We start from the raw sequence: 18,217 nt of genomic DNA on the forward strand, positions 1-18,217 counted from the left end.
CACCAGCCGCGACGCCGGGCCGGTTTCGCCCGGCGCGTTCGCCCAGGGCGTTCGATCCTGCTACCGTGTCCACGACTTCTCTACAACTTGTAGAACTGCAGCTCCGGAAGGAACCCCATGCCCAAGCGTCTCGCCGTCGTCGGCACCGCGACCCTCGGCGTCACCGCGCTCATCGTCCTCGGCACCGCGGGTGTCGCCAGCGCGCACGTGTCGGCCACCGCCACGTCGACCGCGGCGAACTCGTACACGACCGCGACGTTCTCCCTGCCGCACGGCTGCGACGGCTCCCCGACCACGCGGATCGCGTTCGAGGTGCCGGAGTCGATCATCGAGGTCACGCCGACGGTCAACCCGAACTGGACCATCACGAAGACGACCGAGCCGTACACGAGCGCCTCGGCCGCCACCGACGACGAGTCCGCCGAGGACGCCGGTGAGCGTGTCACGAGCGTCGTCTACACGGCGAAGACCCCGCTCCCCGCCGACGAGCGCGACACCTTCTCGCTGTCGTTCTCGCTGCCGGACGGCAAGGCGGGCGACCTCGTCGAGTTCCCGGCGATCCAGACCTGCGAGAAGGGGTCCGTCGAGTGGAACCAGGAGCAGAAGGCCGGCGAAGCCGAGCCCGAGCACCCGGCCCCTTCGATCACCCTGACCGCCGCTGAGACCGCGGGTGACGAGGACGGCCACGGCTCCCACGGCGCCGAGGCGACCGAAGCCGCCGCTCCGGCGTCGACCACGCCCGCCGACCCCGACCTGGTCGGCCGCTTCCTGGGCCTCGGTGGCCTGGTGCTCGGCGCGGTCGCCCTGGTCGTCGCCGTCGCGAACACGCGTCGCCGGAGCGCCTCCAAGTGACCGAGCGCGACGCACGTCGTGCGCGGGCCGGTCGACGGGCCTGGAGGCTCGTGGCCGGGATCGCCGCGGCCGTCGCCGTCGCGGGCGGTTCCGTCCTCGGACTCGCCGGTCCGGCCAGCGCGCACAACTACATGGTCGCCTCGACCCCGAAGGTCGACGGCACCCTGACCTCGCTGCCCGACGCGTTCGAGATCACCACGAACGACAAGCTGCTCGACATCGGCGGCTCGGACGCCGGGTTCGCGTACCGGATCGTCGGGCCGGACGGAGAGTACTACGAGGACGGCTGCCTCGACGTCGACGGCCCGTCCATGACCACGAAGGCCGCCCTCGGCGACTCGGGCAAGTACACCGTCGAGTGGCAGATCGTCTCCGCCGACGGCCACACCGTGTCCGACGAGTACGCGTTCACGTGGGACGCCCCGGCCGGCTTCACGCCCGCGAAGGGTGCGGCGAAGCCCCCGGTGTGCGCCACTGCGGGGAGCGACGCCAGCGCGAACGCGAGCGCCGACACCACGGGCACCGCTTCGGGGAACGGTGACTCGGCCGCGTCCGACGCTCTCTGGATCGGAGCCGGGGGCATCGTCCTGGTCGGCGTGGTCGTCGCCGTCCTGCTGCTCCTCCGCCGTCGTCCCGCCCCCGCGGCGGACGACACCGACGAGGACTGACGCACCGGGAACACCACGCACGACGAAGGCCCCGCACCGATCGGTGCGGGGCCTTCGTGCGTTGCGGGTCGTCGGTCTTACTTGACGAGCGCCGGCAGGTTCTTACGGCTCGTGAGGACCTGGTCGATCAGGCCGTACTCGAGGGCTTCCTCGGCGGACATGATCTTGTCGCGCTCGATGTCGTTGTTGACCTGCTCCGGCGTGCGGTTCGAGTGCTTCGACAGCGTCTCCTCGAGCCAGGTGCGCATGCGGAGGATCTCCGCCGCCTGGATCTCGATGTCGGACGCCTGACCGCCACCCTGCTGGGTCGCGGGCTGGTGGATGAGCACGCGGGCGTTCGGCAGCGCCAGACGCTTGCCGGGGGTACCGGCAGCGAGGAGCACCGACGCGGCCGAAGCGGCCTGACCGAGGCAGACCGTCTGGATCTGCGGACGGATGTACTGCATCGTGTCGTAGATCGCCGTCATCGCGGTGAACGAGCCACCGGGCGAGTTGATGTACATCACGATGTCGCGGTCCGGGTCCATCGACTCGAGCACGAGCAGCTGCGCCATGACGTCGTCCGCCGAGGCGTCGTCGACCTGGACGCCGAGGAACACGATGCGGTCCTCGAACAGCTTCGCGTAGGGGTCCTGCCGCTTGTAGCCGTAGGCCGTGCGCTCTTCGAAGCTCGGCAGGATGTACCGATCAGTGGGGGCCGGGACGTTCTGCGCGCCACCGAGCATGGGGAGATGCATTCTCGTTTCCTTTTCTTCGGTGGGTCGGGTCAGGACTGGGCGTCGGGCTCGGCCGCTGCGGTGGGGGTCTCGCCGTCGGCGACGGTGCCACCGCCGCCGATGACCTCGGCGCTCGACGCGCGGAGGTGGTCGACGAAGCCGTACTCGAGGGCTTCCTGCGCCGTGAACCAGTTGTCGCGGTCGTTGTCCTTGAGGATCTGCTCGATCGACTTGCCGGTCTGCTCCGCCGTGAGCTCGGCCATCCGCTGCTTCATGTCGAGGATGACCTTCGCCTGCGTCTGGATGTCGGCAGCCGTCCCACCGAAGCCACCCGACGGCTGGTGCAGGAGCACGCGGGCGTTCGGTGTGATGTAGCGCTTGCCCGGGGTGCCGGACGAGAGCAGGAACTGCCCCATCGAGGCGGCGAGGCCGATGCCCACCGTGACGATGTCGTTCGGCACGAACTGCATCGTGTCGTAGATCGCCATGCCGGCGGTGATCGAGCCACCGGGCGAGTTGATGTAGAGGTAGATGTCCTTCTCAGGGTCCTCGGCGGCGAGCAGCAGCAGCTTGGCTGCGATCTCGTTCGAGTTGTCGTCGCGGACCTCGGAGCCGAGCCACACGATCCGGTCTCTCAGAAGGCGGTCAAAAACACTGGGGTTCAGTGTTGCTTCGGCCATGGAAAAGCTCCCGTTCAGTTGTCGCTTGTTGTCGAACTTATCGGTTGCAACGCACCACTTCGCGTCTGTTCGCTGTCGGCAATGCGGGTGGCCCACAAACGGACTGGAGGCGCGGTGCCAGCTGGCACCGCGCCTCCAGTCAGAGAGGTGGTCGCGGACTACTCCGCGGCCTCCGCGGGGGTCTGCGCGACGCCCGCCGTGAAGGCGGAGAGGTCGACGTCGTCACCGTTGGAGTCCTTGACGGTCACCTTGGCGAGGACGGTCGCGACGGCCTTCGAACGGGCCACCTCGCCGACCATGCCCGGGATCTGCCCGTTCTGGTCGATCACCTTGATGAACTCGCCCGGCTCCATGCCGTACTGCGCAGCAGCCTGGATGAGGTACTGCGTGAGCTCCTCCTGCGAGACCTGGATCTCTTCCTTCTCGGCGATCGAGTCGAGGAGGATCTGCGAGCGGAAGGCCTTCTCGCTGGACTCGGAGACCTCCTTGCGGTGCTCGTCGTCCTCCAGACGGTTCTCCTGCTCGAGGTGACGGTGCACCTCGTCCTCGATGAGCTTCTCCGAGATCGGGATGTTGACGTCCTCGATGAGCTTCTCGACGAGCTTGTCGCGAGCCGCGGCGCCCTGACCGAAGGTCTTGGACTTCGCGATCTGCTCCTTGAGGTCCGCCTTGAGCTCGTCGATCGTGTCGAACTGGCTGGCGATCTGCGCGAACTCGTCGTCGGCCTCGGGGAGCTCGCGCTCCTTGACGGCGGTGACGGTCACGGCGATCTGGGCGATCTCGCCTTCGCGGTCGCCACCGACGAGCTTCGACTCGAAGGTGGTGGACTCGCCGGCAGTGAGGGACTCGAGTGCCTCGTCGACACCCTCGAGCAGGTCGCCCGAACCGATCTCGTAGGAGACGCCGGTGGCCGAGTCGACCTCGTCGTCGCCGATGGTCGCGGTGAGGTCGATCTGCGCGAAGTCGCCCGTGGTCGCCGGACGGTCGACCGTCACGAGCGTGCCGAAGCGGGTGCGGAGGTTCTGCAGCTCTTCTTCGATCTCGTCGTCCGACACCTCGACGGCGTCGACGGTGAGCTCGTACTTGTCGTACTCCGGCAGGTCGAACTCCGGACGCACGTCCACCTCGAAGGTGAGGACGAGGTCGCCCGTGAAGTCCTTGACGTTCGGGAGCTCGGAGACGTCCGCCTCGGCACGGCCGAGGATGCGCAGCTCCTGCTCCTCCACCGCCTGGCGGTAGAAGTTGTCGATCGCGTCGCCGACGGCGTGGTTCAGGACCTCGCCGCGGCCGACACGCTGGTCGACGATCGCCGGCGGGACCTTGCCCTTGCGGAAGCCGGGGATGTTGATCTGCTCGGCGATGTGCTTGTACGCGTGGTCGATGCTCGGCTTGAGATCTTCCGGCGTCACGTTCACGGTGAGCTTGACGCGGGTGTCGCTCACCTTGTCGACGGTGCTGGTGGCCAAGGGATGTTCTCCTGTTGGTTGACGTTCGTGTGGTCCTGGTCGGGGCGACAGGATTTGAACCTGCGACCTCCCGCTCCCAAAGCGGGCGCTCTACCAAGCTGAGCTACGCCCCGTTTGACTGAGCCAGGGTGTCCGCGCGCGCCGGACGGGCGCACGGGACGCCGATGAGTCTAGCGGTCCCCCGGCGCACGGTTCCCGGCAGGTTCGGAGCCGTCGTCGCCGTCGCCGAGTGCGCGTCGTCGCAGGCCCTTCCGCCACTGCACGCCGACCGCCACCTGGACGCCGAGCGCGGCCACCACGAAGAGCACCCCGACGACGATCCGCCAGACGTGCAGGAGCGCGTGCGCGGGCTGTCCCTGGGGATCCCCGAACAGCTCCGGGCGCATCGAGAACACGACCGCGGCGAGGACCACCAGCACGTACGAGACGACCCGCGACCGTTTGATCCGCCGGGCATCGGCGTCGGTCGGTGGGAGCGTCACACGGGGTGGCATGTCGGTGCTCGTTCGTCCGCTACGATGGTCGGGCTGCGACACGTGCGCAGCGCGGGGATGTAGCTCAATGGTAGAGCCCCAGTCTTCCAAACTGGCCACGCGGGTTCGATTCCCGTCATCCCCTCCACCTCCCCGTCGGCGTTCACGGACCACCGAGTTCGAGGGTCACCGTCGGCACGTCTCCGAGTTCGACTCCCGCACGCTTGCGTTCAGCGGCCCGCAACGGCACGAGGTACCCGCCGCCCTTCGGGAAGAGCGAGGTCGTCCACGTCACCCGGCCGATCGTCACCCGTGCCGGGATCACGCCCCAGCCGTACGTCAGCATCGGTGCGAGCTCGTGGATGACCTCAGCAGCGTCCGGAGGCACGACCGCGTAGAAGAACGGCGCCGGACCCCGCCACTCGATGACCTCGCCGCTGAACTCGAGTTCCACGCCGCGATCGTACGACCTCGAGCCGCTCAGACCGCCGTAGTGTGCGCTTCCTCGACTTCCTGACGCAGCATCCGGTAATGCCGCTCCCATCCAGGAGTCCCCCGTCCCGCGGCGTGCAGCGCGGTCCGTACTGCGCCGAGCGCCAGGTCGAGGGCGCCGAACTCGTCGGCCGCAGTGACTCCGATCGAGAAGGTGAGCGTCCCGGCGCCGAGGTCGGCAGCGAGGTCCTGGTCGTGGAGGTCCTCGAGCTCGAAGAGCGCCTCCGCGATGGCGTCGAAGTCCGTCGCGACGTCGTCCGGGTCGTCGAGCTGCGCCACGCATTCCACGCGCACGGTGTAGTTCGTCATGACGTTCTCCTGTCCCAGCAAGCCAAGCGGGCGAACCGATACTTCAGATGTACAACGTACCAGGGGTCCGATGGGGTCATGTGGACCGTGTGCAGGTGGTCTCCGCACGGGCAGTACGCCTTGTAGTACTTGCGCCCCTTCTCGAACCGCCAGCCACGCGCCTCGGCGTCCCGCATGACGCCTTCGATGTCCTTCTTGGGATGTCGTGGTCGCTGAACCATCGCCACCTCCCTTCCACGATCTCGACGCTAGGGAGGAGCACGACGACCTAGGAGGGCGATCGCCCGAGCCGTGGAGAACTCCGCCGCCGCTCGCCTTGTGGAGGAACAGCGGGGGCGAGCCACGAGGCGGACGTGCCCCGCGCCTCCAGGCCGATGCCGAGGAGACGCGGGGCACGAGCCGCCGCTGCGGGCGCGACGTCAGTGGTACGTCGCGGCCTGCCCGTAGAGCTTCTGCGTCATGGCGGAGACGTAGGCGGACTCGTCGCCTCCCGGCAGGTTGTACGTCATGAACACGCCGTAGCCGTCCTGCACGGTGCGCTGAGCGAGTGACACCGCGGTGGACTGCGCCGTGTTCTGGATGTCGACCGCGGCCGGGGACAGCGCGCTCTTGCCGAGGCCCGGGATCGACGGCGCCGAGTACGAGCCGTAGTACGGGTTCCATGCGTAGTTCAGCTTCGCGCCGATGGTGCTGCTCGACGACGACAGCGAGGACGCCGCCGGCCCGATGTTGTAGAACGACAGCAGCTTCGAGGGCATCTGGGCCCGCAGCGCCGTGATGAGCCAACCGATCGACTGCTGGTTCGGCTGCGGGGTGCCGTTCGTGCCGTAGTCGGCGTACTCGTCGTCGAGGTCCACCCCGTCGAGCCCGTACTTCGTGACGGTCGCGGTGACCTGCGACGCGAAGTCCTGCGCAGCCGCCTGGGTCGGGAAGTTGGCGATGCCGGCGCCCTGGTGGTTGCCGAGGATCGACAGCGAGACCTTGATCCCCTTCGCCTGCAGGGGCTTGATCTGGGTGGCCGCGGCGTCGAGCGTCGCCTGCACCTTGTCGTTGTTGTACAGGACGGCCTTCGAGCCGTTCCAGTTGATGTTGGCGGCGAAGATGATCGCGACGTCGAACGCGTTCGCGCCGTTCGCCAGCTGGTAGCGGCCGACGTTGGCGAGCTGGTCGTTGTTGACCTCGACGTACGCGATGCTCGTCGGACCGGACTTGGTGGCAGCGGTCGCAGCCGGGGCTGCGGTCGCTGCGGACGGCACGAGCGGTGCCGCCACCATCGCGGCGATGGCCGCCACGATCCCGAACTTCATGGACTTCTTCATGACACTCCTCTTCGAGTGATGAACCGGCCGGCGGTCGCCGACCGGGAGCCGCCGCCGGGACACCCGAAGTCCCGGCGGCGGGGTCTCAGGCGCGCGAGTACCGGAAGGTCCGGACCTCGTACGCGTCGACGGCGAACGACGACGCATCCGTGTCGGTCGACGGTTCCTCGAGCAGGGTGACCTCGGTGACGGGACCGAACGGCCCCTCGACCGAGATCCGACCGGTGCCGCGGCGTCCGCTCGGCTCGTAGACCCGCACGATCAGGTCGCCCGACCGGTCGTCGGCCAGCTTCACGCTCGACAGCACGACGTCGCCGGACACCTGCACGAGCGGGTCGAACCCGTGGTCACCCGTCACGGTGCGCGGACCGGCGTTCATGACCACACCGGCCGCCGTCGCTCCGAGCTGGTCGGTGCCGATCACGATGCCGTACCGGTGTGTCTGCACGCCCTGGTCGGTCTCGGGGTCGGGGAACCGCGGCGCCCGCAGCAGCGAGAGCCGCACCGTCGTGGTGACGTGTCCGTCGACGGCGTCGCGGGTGGTGTCGAACCCGTGGATCGAGTCGTTCACGAGCGCGACCCCGAAGCCCGGCTCCGAGACGAGGACGTAGCGGTGCATGGACGTCTCGAACTTCGCGGCCTCCCACGAGGTGTTCGTGTGCGTCACCCGCTTCTGCGCCCCGAACTGCGTCTCGGCGACGGTGTGCTCGGCGCGGACGTCGAGCGGGAACGCGACCTTGAGGAACTTCTCGGTCTCGTGCCAGTCGGTGGTCTGGTCGAACTCGAGCGTGCGGGAGTCCGGTGCGAGGAGGATCTCCTGCCGCACGGTCGAGTCGCCGAAGGCCCGCGACACGACGACCCGGGCGACACCGGCGTCGTCGACCGAGGCCTCGAGCGACGAGACGTCCACCAGGTCCTCGACCCGGTTCCGGTAGTACCGGTCGACGTCCCACGCGTCCCACATGTTCGGGAAGTCCTGGTGCAGCTGCAGCAGGTTGGCCGCCTGTCCGGCGGCGATCGCCTCGCGCCCGGTGGCCAGGTCGACCGCGCTCGTCACGAGTCCACGACCGTCGACGACGACCCGGACGAGGTCGTTCGCCAGCACGTAGCCGCCGTCCTGCTCGGCGAGGGTGACTGCGGTCGCCTCCGGCACGTCCGTCGCCACGATCGCGCCCTGCGCGGGTGCACCGGCCTGGAGGAACGGGGCCGGGTTGACGACGACCGTCGCGTCGCCGGGGCCGGCCAGTGCCGACAGCGCCGACTCGATCATCGCCGTGAGCGCAGCGGCCGTCTCGGCGTACTTCGCGACCGCTTCGCGGTGCACCCAGGCGATCGAGGTGCCGGGCAGGATGTCGTGGAACTGCTGCAGCAGGACCTGCTGCCAGAGTGCGTCGAGCTCGTCGTAGGGGTAGGCGAAGTCGGTGCGTGCAGCGGCGGTCGCGGCCCAGAGCTCGGCCTCGAGGAGCAGCTGCTCGCATCGGCGGTTGCCCTGCTTGGTGCCGTGCTGGCTCGTCAGGGTCGCACGGTGCAGCTCGAGGTACAGCTCGCCGACCCACACGGGCGGGTCCGGCAGCTCGGCCTTGGCCCGGTCGAAGAACGCGTCGGGGTGCTCCCAGCGGACCTTGGCACTGCCCTCGAGATCGGCAAGGCGCGCGGCCGTCCCGGTCATCTCGCGGGTGGTGCCGCCGCCGCCGTCACCCCAGCCGACGGGTGCGATCGACCCGGTGGCGAGTCGGTTCTCGCGGAACTGCCGGGAGGCCTTCGCGACCTCGCTGCCCGACAACCGCGAGTTGTAGGTGTCCATCGACGGGAAGTGCGAGAACACCCGTGACCCGTCGATGCCCTCCCACAGGAACGTGTGGTGCGGGAACTTGTTCACCTGGTTCCACGAGATCTTCTGCGTGAAGAACCACTCGAAGCCCGCACGGCGCATGAGCTGCGGCAGGGCCGGCGAGTACCCGAAGCTGTCCGGGAGCCAGACGCCCTTCGGCCGGATGCCGAACTCCCGCTCGAAGAACCGCTGGCCCTGCGAGAACTGCCGGACGATGCTCTCGCCCGTCGGCATCACGGTGTCGGACTCGACCCACATGCCACCGATCGGCAGGAACCGGCCGGCCTCGACGGCGGCCGTGACCCGGGCGTACACCTCGGGCCGGTGCTCCTTGATCCACGCGTACTGCTGCGCGCTCGACATGCCGTACAGGAAGTCGTCGGTCTGGTCGATGAGCTCGGTCATCGTCGAGGTGGTGCGGGCGACCTTGCGGATCGTCTCGCGGACGGGCCAGAGCCAGGCGGAGTCGATGTGGGCGTGCCCGACGGCGGAGATCGTGTGCGCGGAGGCCTCGGCCGGGGCGGCGAGCACGTCGGCGAGCGCCGCTCGGGCGTCCCCGGCCGTCTCGGCGATGTGCTGCAGGTCGAGCCGGTCGAGTGCGTCGTCGAGCGCCTGCAGGATGCGCATCCGACGCGGGCCCTCCGGCAGCTCGGCCTGGAGTTCGAGCAGGACGTCGATGTCGAGGGCGAGTTCGTGCACCTCGGACTCGAACACGGCGAGGTCCATCCGGCGCGAGGTGTACAGGCGCTTGGACGACGAGGTCTGGATGTCGCCCTCGTGCGTGACGAGGAAGGGGTGGTAGTCGAGCAGGACGGGGTTCGACGCCGCCTCGACGAAGAGCTCGACGGTCTCGCCGCCGACCGCTTCCTCGGCGACGAGGACCCACTGGTTCCGGGGGTTGATCGACTTCACCGGGGTGCCGTCCGCGAGGTACACGAGCCCCTCGCACTGGAACCCCGGCATGTTCTTGTCGAACCCGAGGTCGATCACGGCCTCGATCCGACGGCCGGCCCACTCGGCCGGCACGGTCCCGGACAGGCGGAACCAGGTCGTGCCCCACGCGGCGCCCCACGTCGTGCCCACCTCGTACGGCGTGAACTCGAGCGCGAGCCCCTCCGACGGCGGGATCGGCTCCCCCGGCAGCTCGTGCCACGCCGTGTCGAGCGGCGTCGCCGTCGCGTGCACGGCCGGCAGGATCCGTTCGTCGAGGACGCGTCGCGCCCGGCCGGTGGTGAGGGGGATGTCGTCGTGCATGGGGACCTTCCTGGAGGGGAGGGCCGGCGTCGGTGCCGGCGGGACGGGCGGGTGGTGCGGTCAGGCCATCGTCGCCGGGTGGGCGACCGACAGCAGGGCGGTGGCGGCGTCGTCGGGGACCTCGATGCACCGGGTGATGCCCCGTGCGGCGAGCAGGGCGTCGTCGCCGACGCGGGAGCGCAGGACGACCTGCGGCCCGCGGCGGTCCGGGGCGCCCTCGGCGAGTGCGAGCCAGGCGGCGGCGAACCGGCCGCCGGGGGCACTGTCGGCCCGGACTCCGTGCCGGGGTGCGCCGTCCGGTCGCACGTCGTCGAGGACGAGGGCGGTCGACGGCGGGGCCACCGGGGTGGCGGTGGCGTCGCGGGCCGAGCGGGCGAGTGCTGCGAAGGCCTCACCCGCGGGCTTCAGCCGACCGTCGTTCGTGAACAGGCCGAGGTCGTACTCGAGCTCCGGGAAGTCCGCGAGGGACCGGGAGACGTCGTGCGAGCACCACCACGTGACCCCGAGCACGTGCTGCGCGTCGAGGACGTGTCGGATCGTCTGCTCGGTGAACGAGGCGGCGTCGGCGGGGTCGACCACGTTCGTCGGGGCACCGACCTCCTGCAGCCAGTTCGGCCGCGCGGGGTCACGGTTCCACGCGGCGGCGAGCTGGAGCAGGTACTCGCCGTGCCGGACCGATCCGGGACCGAGTGCGCCGTGCAGCGCCGCCGAGCCGTTGAACACCCACGAGTGCGTGACCGTCGCGTCACCGTGGTCCGCCGCGTGCTCCGGGCCGAAGGGCTGCGCGTCGTCGTACCAGGCCGCGTCGTACTGCGCGACGGTGACCAGCGGCCCTGGACGCGACGCTGTGCCGGACGCGGGCGACGGGGCGGAGTCGCGCCGCGCCTCCAGGCCGTCGCCCAGCCCACGCCGGGCGGCGGCGACCATCGCCGCCGCCCACGCGTGCCCCTGCTCCGCGGTGGTGTCGTGCGGCGCCGGGTGCGGCGCGTGCGCGAACTGGTTCACCTCGTTGCCGACGGTGATCCCGAGCAGGTTCGGCTTGTCGGCGACGATCGCCGCGAGCGCCTCGACGTACGCCGCGGTCGACGCGACGACGTCCGGGTCGGTGAACATGTTCCGCCGGTGCCAGCTCTCCAGCCACGACGGGACGAAGTCGAAGCTCGACAGGTGTCCCTGCAGTGCGTCGACGTTGACGTCGAGCCCGAAGGACCCCGCGATGTCGACGACCGTCGCGACGTCCCGCAGCGCCGACTGCCGGATGAGCGTCCGGTTGGGCTGCACGACCGGCCACAGCGGGAAGATCCGCACGTGGTCCGCGCCGAGCGAGGCGATCTGCTCCATGTCCCGCGCCGTGTCCGACGGTGAGAAGTCGAGCCACGAGTGGAACCAGCCGACCGACGGGGTGTGGTTGACGCCGAAGCGCATCAGCCCTTCACCCCGCCCTCTTCGACGCCCTTGAAGAAGAAGCGCTGCAGGATCGCGAAGATCACGGCGATCGGGATGAACGCGATCATCGTGCCCGCGGCGATCATGCGCTGGTCGGTCGCGAACGTGCCCTGCAGGTACTGCAGGCCGACGGTCAGGGTCAGCTTGTCCGGGGACTGCAGCACGATGAGCGGCCAGAGGAAGTCGTCCCATGCTCCGATGAACGAGAAGATCGCGATGACGGCGATGGTCCCCTGCACGGCGGGCAGGGAAATGTACCGGAGCCGTTGCAGGGCGTTCGCGCCGTCCATCACGGCGGCCTGGTCGATCTCCTCCGGGATCTGCCGGAACGCGTTGAACATCAGCAGGACGTTGAGCGCCGCGATCATCCCGGGGAGCGCGACGCCGACGAGGGAGTCGGCGAGGCCGAGGTCCTTCACGGTGACGAACTGGGAGATGATCGTCGCCTCGCCCGGCAGCACCAGGGTCGCCAGGAAGAGGCCGAGCACCGCCTTGCGGAACCGCCACTGCAGCCGCGCGAGCGCGAAGCCGGCGAGGGTCGCGAACAGGATGTTCCCGAGCACGTCGATCGCGGCGACGACGAGGGAGTTGCCGATGTACCCGAACACCGGGATCGCCTCGCCGACCCGGAGGTAGTTGCCGAACGTCGGCTGCGTCGGGATGAACGACGGGTTCGCCGTGTAGATGTCCTCACCGGTGCCCTTGAGCGAGGTGGACAGCTGCCAGAGGAACGGGCCGATCGTGATGAAGAGCACTACGACGAGCAGGACGTAGCGGAGCACCTTCTCGCGGGTGGACATGACGCCCCACGCGGCTCGGCGCCGCTTGCGGGGCGGTCTGGAGGCACGGCCCGCGTCCGTCGCGCCGGCCACGTCCGGCGCGGGTGCGGCTGCGCCGGCGGCGCCCCTGAGGGCGGGTTCGGTGGTCGAGGTCGTGTTGGTCACTTGTCCGCCTTGCTGTTCATCCGGGCGAGGGCGAGCATCGGGATGAGCGTCACGACGAAGAGCAGGAGGCTCAGGGCGGACGCGTAGCCGAGGTTGCCGGTGAAGCCACGGGCGTACTGCTGGATGAGCATCACGAGCGAGTTGTCCTGCCCGCCCGGTCCGCCGGTGCCGTTGGTGAGGATGTAGAGCTCGCTGAACACCCGGAGCGCACTCACGCAGACGAGGATGCCGACGAGCGTCATCGTCCCGCGGACGCCCGGCATGGTGACCGACCAGAACCGGCGGACCGACCCGGCGCCGTCGAGCGCCGCGGCCTCGTGCAGGTCCTTCCCGACGTTCCCGAGGGCCGCCAGGAAGATGATCATGTAGTACCCGAGGCCCTTCCACACCGTGAGGCTGATCGCGCTGAACACCAGCAGCCACCGGTCGGTGAGGAACGGGATCGAGCTCTGGACGATCCCGAGGTGCTGCGCCATCTCGTTGATGACCCCGCGGTCGTCGAGGATCCAGTTCCAGATGAGCCCGACGACCACGGCGCTGGCGATGACCGGCGTGTAGTACGCGGTGCGGAAGAACGCGATGCCGGGGAGCTTCCGCTCGACGAGCACCGCCATCAGGAGCGGCAGGACCGTCAGGAGCGGCAGGCACACCGCCATGTAGATGACGCTGTTGAGGAGCGCTTCCCAGACCTGCGGATCGGCGAGCAGCGTCTCGAAGTTCTGCAGGCCCACCCACTGACTCACGCCCCCGAGCGGGCTGGCGTTCGTGAACGACAGCCGGACGGTGTTGATCGACGGCCAGAGGCTGAAGGCGAGCAACCAGACGAGCGCCGGCAGGACGAGCAGCCAGGGCGTGAACCAGCGGTTGGCGCGCATCAGCTGTTCGCCAGCAGGCTGTTCATCTTGGTCTGCGCGGTCTGCAGGGCCTTCTCGGGGGTGGTGCCGCCCTTCATCGCCAGCGCGATCTGCTGGTCGAGGAAGTCCGTCATCGCCGAGTTCGCCTCGACCGGGTTGAGGTTCTTCGCGGTCTTCAGGGCGTCGTTCGCGAGCACGCGGGCCTTCGCCTCGACGGTGCCGTCGTCCTTCGAGAAGTACGGGTCGGACTGCGACGAGGTGGTCGACGGGAAGATGTTGACCAGGTGTGCGAAGGCCTCCTGGTTCTTCGCGTTCGTCATGAAGGCGGCGAGGGCCTCGGCGGTGGCGATGTGCTTGCTCTTCGCGCTGACGCTCAGGCCCTGGACGTACAGCGGCGGGTTGTCGAGTGCCGACGAGACGATGATGTTGCCCTTGAGCGACGGGTTGTTCTTCTCGAAGTCGCTGATCGCGGTGGCGCCGCCGGTGGTCCAGGCGACCTTGCCCTGCGTGAACAGGGTGGAGTTGCCGAGGTAGTCCGTGTTCAGGACCGACGAGGGCATGAGGCCCTCCTTGTAGGCCTTCGCGTACTTCGCGATGAGGTCCGCGGCCTTCGACGAGTTCGCGAAGGTGAACTTCGTGCCCTGGTCGTTGATGATCTTCACGCCGGCGAGCGAGAAGTCCGACAGGCCGGGCTTGCGGCTCATCAGGTAGTCGTCCGGGCACTTCTGGTGCATGGTCTCGGCCTGCGTGAACAGCTCGTCGGTGGTCTTCGGCGGGTTCGCGGGGTCGAGGCCGCACTTCTGGAACATCGTCTTGTTCCAGTAGTCGACGTCGGTGTTGAGGTACCAGGGGTACCCGAAGGTGCCGTCGACGCCCTTGTAGTCGTACGCCGCCAGCGCGCCCTTGACGTAGGTGTTCGAGAGCTTCGAGTCGTCCTTCGCGACGTCTTGCAGGAAGCCGCGCTTCGCGAGGGGCAGGGCGATGTCCGGCGGTAGGTTGATCACGTCGGGCAGGGAGTTCGAGGACGCCTGGCTGAGGACCTTGTCGGCGTACCCGTCGCCGGGCTGGTCGACGAGCTTCACCTTCGCGTCCGGGTACTTCTTCTCGAAGTCCTTGATCACGCCGTTGAGGTAGTCCGTGTAGGTCGGGGTCAGTGCCCAGGTCTGGAGGGTGATGGACCCCTCGACCTTCCCGCTCCCGCCGTCGCTGCCCGAGGCGTTGCCGCCGCTCGAGCACGCGGTCAGTGCGAGGGCCGTGACGGCCGCTCCGGCGAGGAGCGCCACGGCGCGTCCCGTCGTCCTGCGTGTGGTGTTCTTCATCGCTCGTGACTCCTTCGTCGTGCGACGGCTGCTGCTTCCTCGCGCTGCCGATGATGCTGAACCGGTTCAGTTCCCGTTGCCGAACCGGTCGAATGCAGCGATGTTTGCGAACTAAAGCGCTATAGTCAAGCCCGTGGCCAAGAACCGTCGCACGACGATCGCCGACATCGCCGCTCGTGCCGGCGTGTCCATCAGCGCGGTCTCGTTCGCGCTCAACGACCGCCCAGGAGTGTCCGACGAGACCCGCGCCCGCGTGCGTGCCGTCGCCCGGGAACTCGACTGGCAGCCGCACACCGCCGCCCGCGCACTGGGCGGCGCGAAGGCGGGGTCGATCGGTTTCGTGCTGAACCGGCCGGCCAGGACCCTGGGCACCGAGTCGTTCTTCGGCGACCTCATCTCCGGCATCCAGCTCGGGCTCGCCGGCACCCACGTCGGCATGAACCTCCTCGTCGCCCGTGACGCCGCCGAGGAACTCGACACCTACCGGGACTGGTGGCGCGGACACCGGGTCGACGGCGTGATCGTGATCGACCCGCGGCGCGACGACGAGCGGCTCGCACTGCTCGCCGAGCTCGGCATGCCGACCGTGGTCGTCGGGTCGCACCCCTCGGTCGAGGGCGCGGCGCCGAGCGTCTGGATCGACGACTCCGACGCGACGGACACCGTCCTGCGGTACCTGCACGCGCTCGGGCACCGGCGGATCGCGCACGTCGCCGGGCGGCCCGAGTTCGAGCACACGGCGATGCGGATCGACCGCGTCCGGGCGTTCACCGCCACCGAGGGGCACGAGGGCTCCGGGTCCATCCCGACCGACTACTCCGCCGAGGCCGGCGCGAACGCGACCCGCACCCTGCTCTCGCGGCGCGTCCGCCCCACCGCGATCGTGTACGACAACGACGTGCTGGCGGTCGCCGGCCTGGGCGTGGCGAGCGAGATGGGCGTCGCCGTCCCGGGAGACGTCTCGATCGTCTCGTTCGACGACTCGGCGATGGTGCGGCTCGTCCGCCCGTCGATCACCTCGTTGACGCGCGACACGGTCGAGCTCGGGCAGCGCGCGGCGACCCTGCTCCGCGAGCAGATCGACGCCGGGTCGCCGCTGCCGTCCCGCCCGGGTCCGTCGCTGACGCTCAGCGTCCGTGAGTCGACGGGCCGCGCCGCCCCCTGACGCGGCGCGCCCCTCGCACGGTGCGACGGGTCGCCCACACGGTGCGAGGTTCCGCGCGCCGTGGGACGCCGCGCGCCTCGCACCATGCGCGGAACCTCGCACACTGCCGCGGCGCCATGCGCCCGCGCACCCCGCGCCGACACGCCGATCGCCGATCACGTGGGCGCACGATCGGCGCGGCCGACTTGACGCCGATTCGAACACACGTTCGAATACCCTCGTGGGACGGCGTCGCGAGAACCGGTGGCAGCCCCCGGAACACCCGGAGGTCGAACGCCCGCGCGCCTACTCCCTGTCGGAGGACGCCCGCGGGCCCGACGTCTGCCACGCCGTCACCCCCGTGCCGGTGTGGGCGTGGATCCAGTTCCCCACGTTCCACGTCCGCGTGAAGGCATTCGCGAAGAGCTGGACCCGCGACGCCGTCATGGTCGAGTGGGCGCAGTTCGGGCAGCAGGCGAACGCATGGGTGTGGCGTTCGGCGGTGAAACACCGCACCCTCCGCGCCGACATCGGCAAGCGCAGTCCGGAGAACGCACCGCATTGACTTCACCGGACATCACGAGGATCGTTTACGGAACACCGGTACAGCAAGTAACTCAATGATCGAGACATTCGATCCGAGTGCTGGGACTGGGAGGAGGCACCATGAAGAAGAGCGAGGTGCCGTCCTGGGTCGCCCACGTGCTCACCCCACCCGAGGTCATCGCGGCCTACGTCGAACGACGGGTCAACGATCCGGCACTGCTGACGGGTGAACACACGGAACCCACGTACGCGGACTTCCTCCGCGACGAATAGGCGGTCTTACTGGAGGCACGGATCACGTTCCGGATTCACGGAACGAGATCCGTGCCTCCTTTTCGACCGCCCCGCTCACGACGGGCGGACAGCGTCACGCCCACGCTCGCCGCGGTGACGCACGCGAGTGCGACGATCTCGAGCGGCGCGAGTCCCTCGTGCAGGATCAGCAGGCCCGCGAGGGCCGCGATCGCCGGCCCGAGGCTCTGCAGCACCCCGAAGACGCGGGTCGGCATCCGCCGGAGCGCGAGCATCTCGAGCGCGTACGGCAGGACGCTCGACAGCACGGCCACGGCACCGAACACGACGAGGAGCACCGGTTCGCGGACGACCCCGTCGACGGCCGCCCCGAGCCCGAACGGCAGCGACACGACCATCGCCACGAGCATCGACACCGCGAGCCCGTCCACCCCGGGGATCGCGGCGCCCACGTGCCGGTTCATCACGATGTAGCCCGCCCAGCACACCGCGGCGAGCACAGCGAAGACGACGCCCCCGACCGCGGTCACCGCCGCCGGCCCGACCCCGAGGAGTACGACCCCGGCGAGTGCCAGGACCGCCCAGAGGACGTCGCGCCAGCGTCGGGTGTGCACGAGCGAGAGCGCGAGGGGACCGAGGAACTCGATGGTGACGGCGACCCCGATCGGGATGCTCGCGAACGCGATGTAGATGAAGACGTTCATGCCGCCGAGGGCCAGGCCGAGTCCGATCGCCCCGAGCCACTGCTCCCGGGTCCAGTGCCGGACGCGTGGGCGCACGACGAGGGCGAGGACGACCGCGCCGATGACGAGCCGGAGCGTCGCGGCACCGACCGAGCCGACGTCGTCGAACCTCGTCTTCGCGATCGCGGCCCCGACCTGCACGGAGACCATCGCGGCGAGCGCCAGGAGCGGTGCCGGGACCCGGTTCACCGGCACGCCGTGTTCATCGGTTCCCCGTCACCCGAGGTAGGCGAGCACGGCGAGGACGCGGCGGTGGTCCTCGCCCGTGTCCTCGAGCGCGAGCTTGCCGAAGATGCTGGAGACGTGCTTCTCGACAGCGCCGGTGCCGATGACGAGTGCGCGGGCGATCGCGGCGTTCGTGCGCCCCTCGGCCATCAGCCCGAGGACCTCGCGCTCCCGCGGCGTGAGCGCCTCGAGCGGGTTGCGGCGACGGCTCATGAGCTGCGTGACGACCTCGGGGTCGAGCACGGTGCCGCCGGCGGCGATGCGGCGGACGGCGTCGTCGATCTCCTCGAGCCGGGTGACGCGGTCCTTCAGCAGGTAGCCGATGCCGGTCGCGCCGGAGGCGAGGACGTCCTCGGCGTAGGTGGCCTCGACGTACTGGGACAGCAGGAGCACGCCGGTGCGCGGTGCCAGGCGTCGGGTCTCGACGGCGGCGCGGACGCCCTCGTCGGTGAAGGTCGGCGGCATCCGGACGTCCATCACGACGACGTCGGGCGCGTGCTCCGGCAGCGTCGCGAGGAACGAGTCGGCGTCGGAGTACTGCCCGACGACGTCGATGCCGGCCTCGTCGAGCACGCGGGAGAGCCCTTCGCGCAGCAGGACGGCGTCGTCGACGACGACGGCCCGGATGCGTGCTGCATCCGGGCCGTCGCTCATGCCGACCAGCCTAGTGGGAGCGGTGGCGCT

19 protein-coding genes and 2 tRNA genes are annotated in these 18,217 nt (G+C 69.5%); 6 read left to right on the forward strand and 15 right to left on the reverse strand.

Annotated elements, in window-relative coordinates; genetic code table 11:
• Nucleotides 1–117 precede the first annotated feature (117 nt).
• Nucleotides 118–852: a YcnI family copper-binding membrane protein gene (locus tag FS532_RS12685; protein ID WP_144754827.1), complete on the forward strand. Its 735-nt coding sequence runs from the start codon at nt 118–120 to the stop codon at nt 850–852.
• Nucleotides 849–1,520 (forward strand): copper resistance CopC family protein, encoded by a 672-nt coding sequence (locus tag FS532_RS12690; protein ID WP_144754830.1) that lies wholly within the window; start codon nt 849–851, stop codon nt 1,518–1,520. The genes FS532_RS12685 and FS532_RS12690 overlap by 4 nt, the downstream gene beginning before the upstream one ends.
• Before the next feature lie 77 nt (nt 1,521–1,597).
• On the opposite strand, the gene FS532_RS12695 is transcribed toward FS532_RS12690, so the two are convergent.
• From FS532_RS12695 to FS532_RS12715, 5 genes are all read right to left on the reverse strand, one after another.
• The gene (locus FS532_RS12695) at nt 1,598–2,257 is read right to left on the reverse strand and encodes an ATP-dependent Clp protease proteolytic subunit (protein WP_097180535.1); all 660 of its coding nucleotides are present in this window, start codon (nt 2,255–2,257) and stop codon (nt 1,598–1,600) included.
• Nucleotides 2,258–2,286: 29 nt separating this feature from the next.
• A complete protein-coding gene (locus tag FS532_RS12700; protein WP_079238571.1) occupies nt 2,287–2,916 on the reverse strand; it encodes an ATP-dependent Clp protease proteolytic subunit in 630 nt (209 codons plus the stop codon).
• A gap of 158 nt (nt 2,917–3,074) precedes the next feature.
• Complete coding sequence (gene tig, locus FS532_RS12705; RefSeq protein ID WP_144754833.1) at nt 3,075–4,382, reverse strand: trigger factor; 1,308 nt, start codon at nt 4,380–4,382, stop codon at nt 3,075–3,077.
• A gap of 36 nt (nt 4,383–4,418) precedes the next feature.
• Nucleotides 4,419–4,495: transfer RNA gene (locus FS532_RS12710), tRNA-Pro, on the reverse strand.
• 57 nt (nt 4,496–4,552) lie between these two features.
• Nucleotides 4,553–4,876, reverse strand: coding sequence for a hypothetical protein (locus FS532_RS12715; protein ID WP_144754835.1), 324 nt, complete (start codon nt 4,874–4,876; stop codon nt 4,553–4,555).
• A gap of 53 nt (nt 4,877–4,929) precedes the next feature.
• On the opposite strand from FS532_RS12715, the gene FS532_RS12720 reads away from it, so the two are divergent.
• A tRNA-Gly gene (locus tag FS532_RS12720) sits at nt 4,930–5,003 on the forward strand.
• Between the two features lie 15 nt (nt 5,004–5,018).
• Here FS532_RS12720 and FS532_RS12725 read toward each other — a convergent pair.
• The 8 genes from FS532_RS12725 to FS532_RS12765 all read right to left on the reverse strand — a co-directional run bounded on the left by FS532_RS12725 (nt 5,019) and on the right by FS532_RS12765 (nt 14,623).
• Nucleotides 5,019–5,309, reverse strand: coding sequence for a DUF1905 domain-containing protein (locus FS532_RS12725; protein WP_144754838.1), 291 nt, complete (start codon nt 5,307–5,309; stop codon nt 5,019–5,021).
• A gap of 26 nt (nt 5,310–5,335) precedes the next feature.
• Nucleotides 5,336–5,656, reverse strand: coding sequence for a hypothetical protein (locus FS532_RS12730; RefSeq protein ID WP_144754842.1), 321 nt, complete (start codon nt 5,654–5,656; stop codon nt 5,336–5,338).
• A gap of 419 nt (nt 5,657–6,075) precedes the next feature.
• Nucleotides 6,076–6,975 (reverse strand): endo-beta-N-acetylglucosaminidase H, encoded by a 900-nt coding sequence (locus FS532_RS12740; protein WP_222121988.1) that lies wholly within the window; start codon nt 6,973–6,975, stop codon nt 6,076–6,078.
• Nucleotides 6,976–7,060: 85 nt separating this feature from the next.
• On the reverse strand, nt 7,061–10,060 hold the full coding sequence (locus FS532_RS12745; protein WP_144754847.1) for an alpha-mannosidase: 3,000 nt from the start codon (nt 10,058–10,060) through the stop codon (nt 7,061–7,063).
• Between the two features lie 60 nt (nt 10,061–10,120).
• Complete coding sequence (locus FS532_RS12750) at nt 10,121–11,485, reverse strand: glycoside hydrolase 5 family protein (protein WP_144754850.1); 1,365 nt, start codon at nt 11,483–11,485, stop codon at nt 10,121–10,123.
• A complete protein-coding gene (locus tag FS532_RS12755) occupies nt 11,485–12,450 on the reverse strand; it encodes a carbohydrate ABC transporter permease (RefSeq protein WP_222121989.1) in 966 nt (321 codons plus the stop codon). Before FS532_RS12755 ends, FS532_RS12750 begins: the two co-directional genes overlap by 1 nt.
• Nucleotides 12,447–13,325: a carbohydrate ABC transporter permease gene (locus FS532_RS12760; RefSeq protein WP_079238565.1), complete on the reverse strand. Its 879-nt coding sequence runs from the start codon at nt 13,323–13,325 to the stop codon at nt 12,447–12,449. The genes FS532_RS12755 and FS532_RS12760 overlap by 4 nt, the downstream gene beginning before the upstream one ends.
• Nucleotides 13,325–14,623 (reverse strand): ABC transporter substrate-binding protein, encoded by a 1,299-nt coding sequence (locus FS532_RS12765; protein ID WP_144754853.1) that lies wholly within the window; start codon nt 14,621–14,623, stop codon nt 13,325–13,327. Before FS532_RS12765 ends, FS532_RS12760 begins: the two co-directional genes overlap by 1 nt.
• A 133-nt stretch (nt 14,624–14,756) precedes the next feature.
• On the opposite strand from FS532_RS12765, the gene FS532_RS12770 reads away from it, so the two are divergent.
• The 3 genes from FS532_RS12770 (at nt 14,757) to FS532_RS18710 (ending at nt 16,586) form a co-directional block, all read left to right on the forward strand.
• Nucleotides 14,757–15,788 carry a LacI family DNA-binding transcriptional regulator gene (locus FS532_RS12770; RefSeq protein WP_144754856.1) on the forward strand — a complete coding sequence of 344 codons (1,032 nt, stop codon included), beginning with the start codon at nt 14,757–14,759 and terminating at the stop codon, nt 15,786–15,788.
• Nucleotides 15,789–16,008: 220 nt separating this feature from the next.
• Entirely contained in the window at nt 16,009–16,332 is a 324-nt protein-coding gene (locus FS532_RS12775; protein WP_144754859.1) for a hypothetical protein, read from the forward strand.
• Nucleotides 16,333–16,433: 101 nt separating this feature from the next.
• Complete coding sequence (locus FS532_RS18710) at nt 16,434–16,586, forward strand: hypothetical protein (protein WP_156794738.1); 153 nt, start codon at nt 16,434–16,436, stop codon at nt 16,584–16,586.
• 35 nt (nt 16,587–16,621) lie between these two features.
• Here the strand turns inward: FS532_RS18710 and FS532_RS12780 are convergent, their stop codons facing one another.
• Entirely contained in the window at nt 16,622–17,503 is an 882-nt protein-coding gene (locus FS532_RS12780; RefSeq protein WP_260852675.1) for an EamA family transporter, read from the reverse strand.
• Nucleotides 17,504–17,524: 21 nt separating this feature from the next.
• Nucleotides 17,525–18,187, reverse strand: coding sequence for a response regulator transcription factor (locus FS532_RS12785; protein ID WP_144754862.1), 663 nt, complete (start codon nt 18,185–18,187; stop codon nt 17,525–17,527).
• Nucleotides 18,188–18,217: the final 30 nt, after the last annotated feature.

Source organism: Curtobacterium pusillum (genome assembly GCF_007673235.1).
GTDB classification, from domain to species: domain Bacteria; phylum Actinomycetota; class Actinomycetes; order Actinomycetales; family Microbacteriaceae; genus Curtobacterium; species Curtobacterium pusillum_C.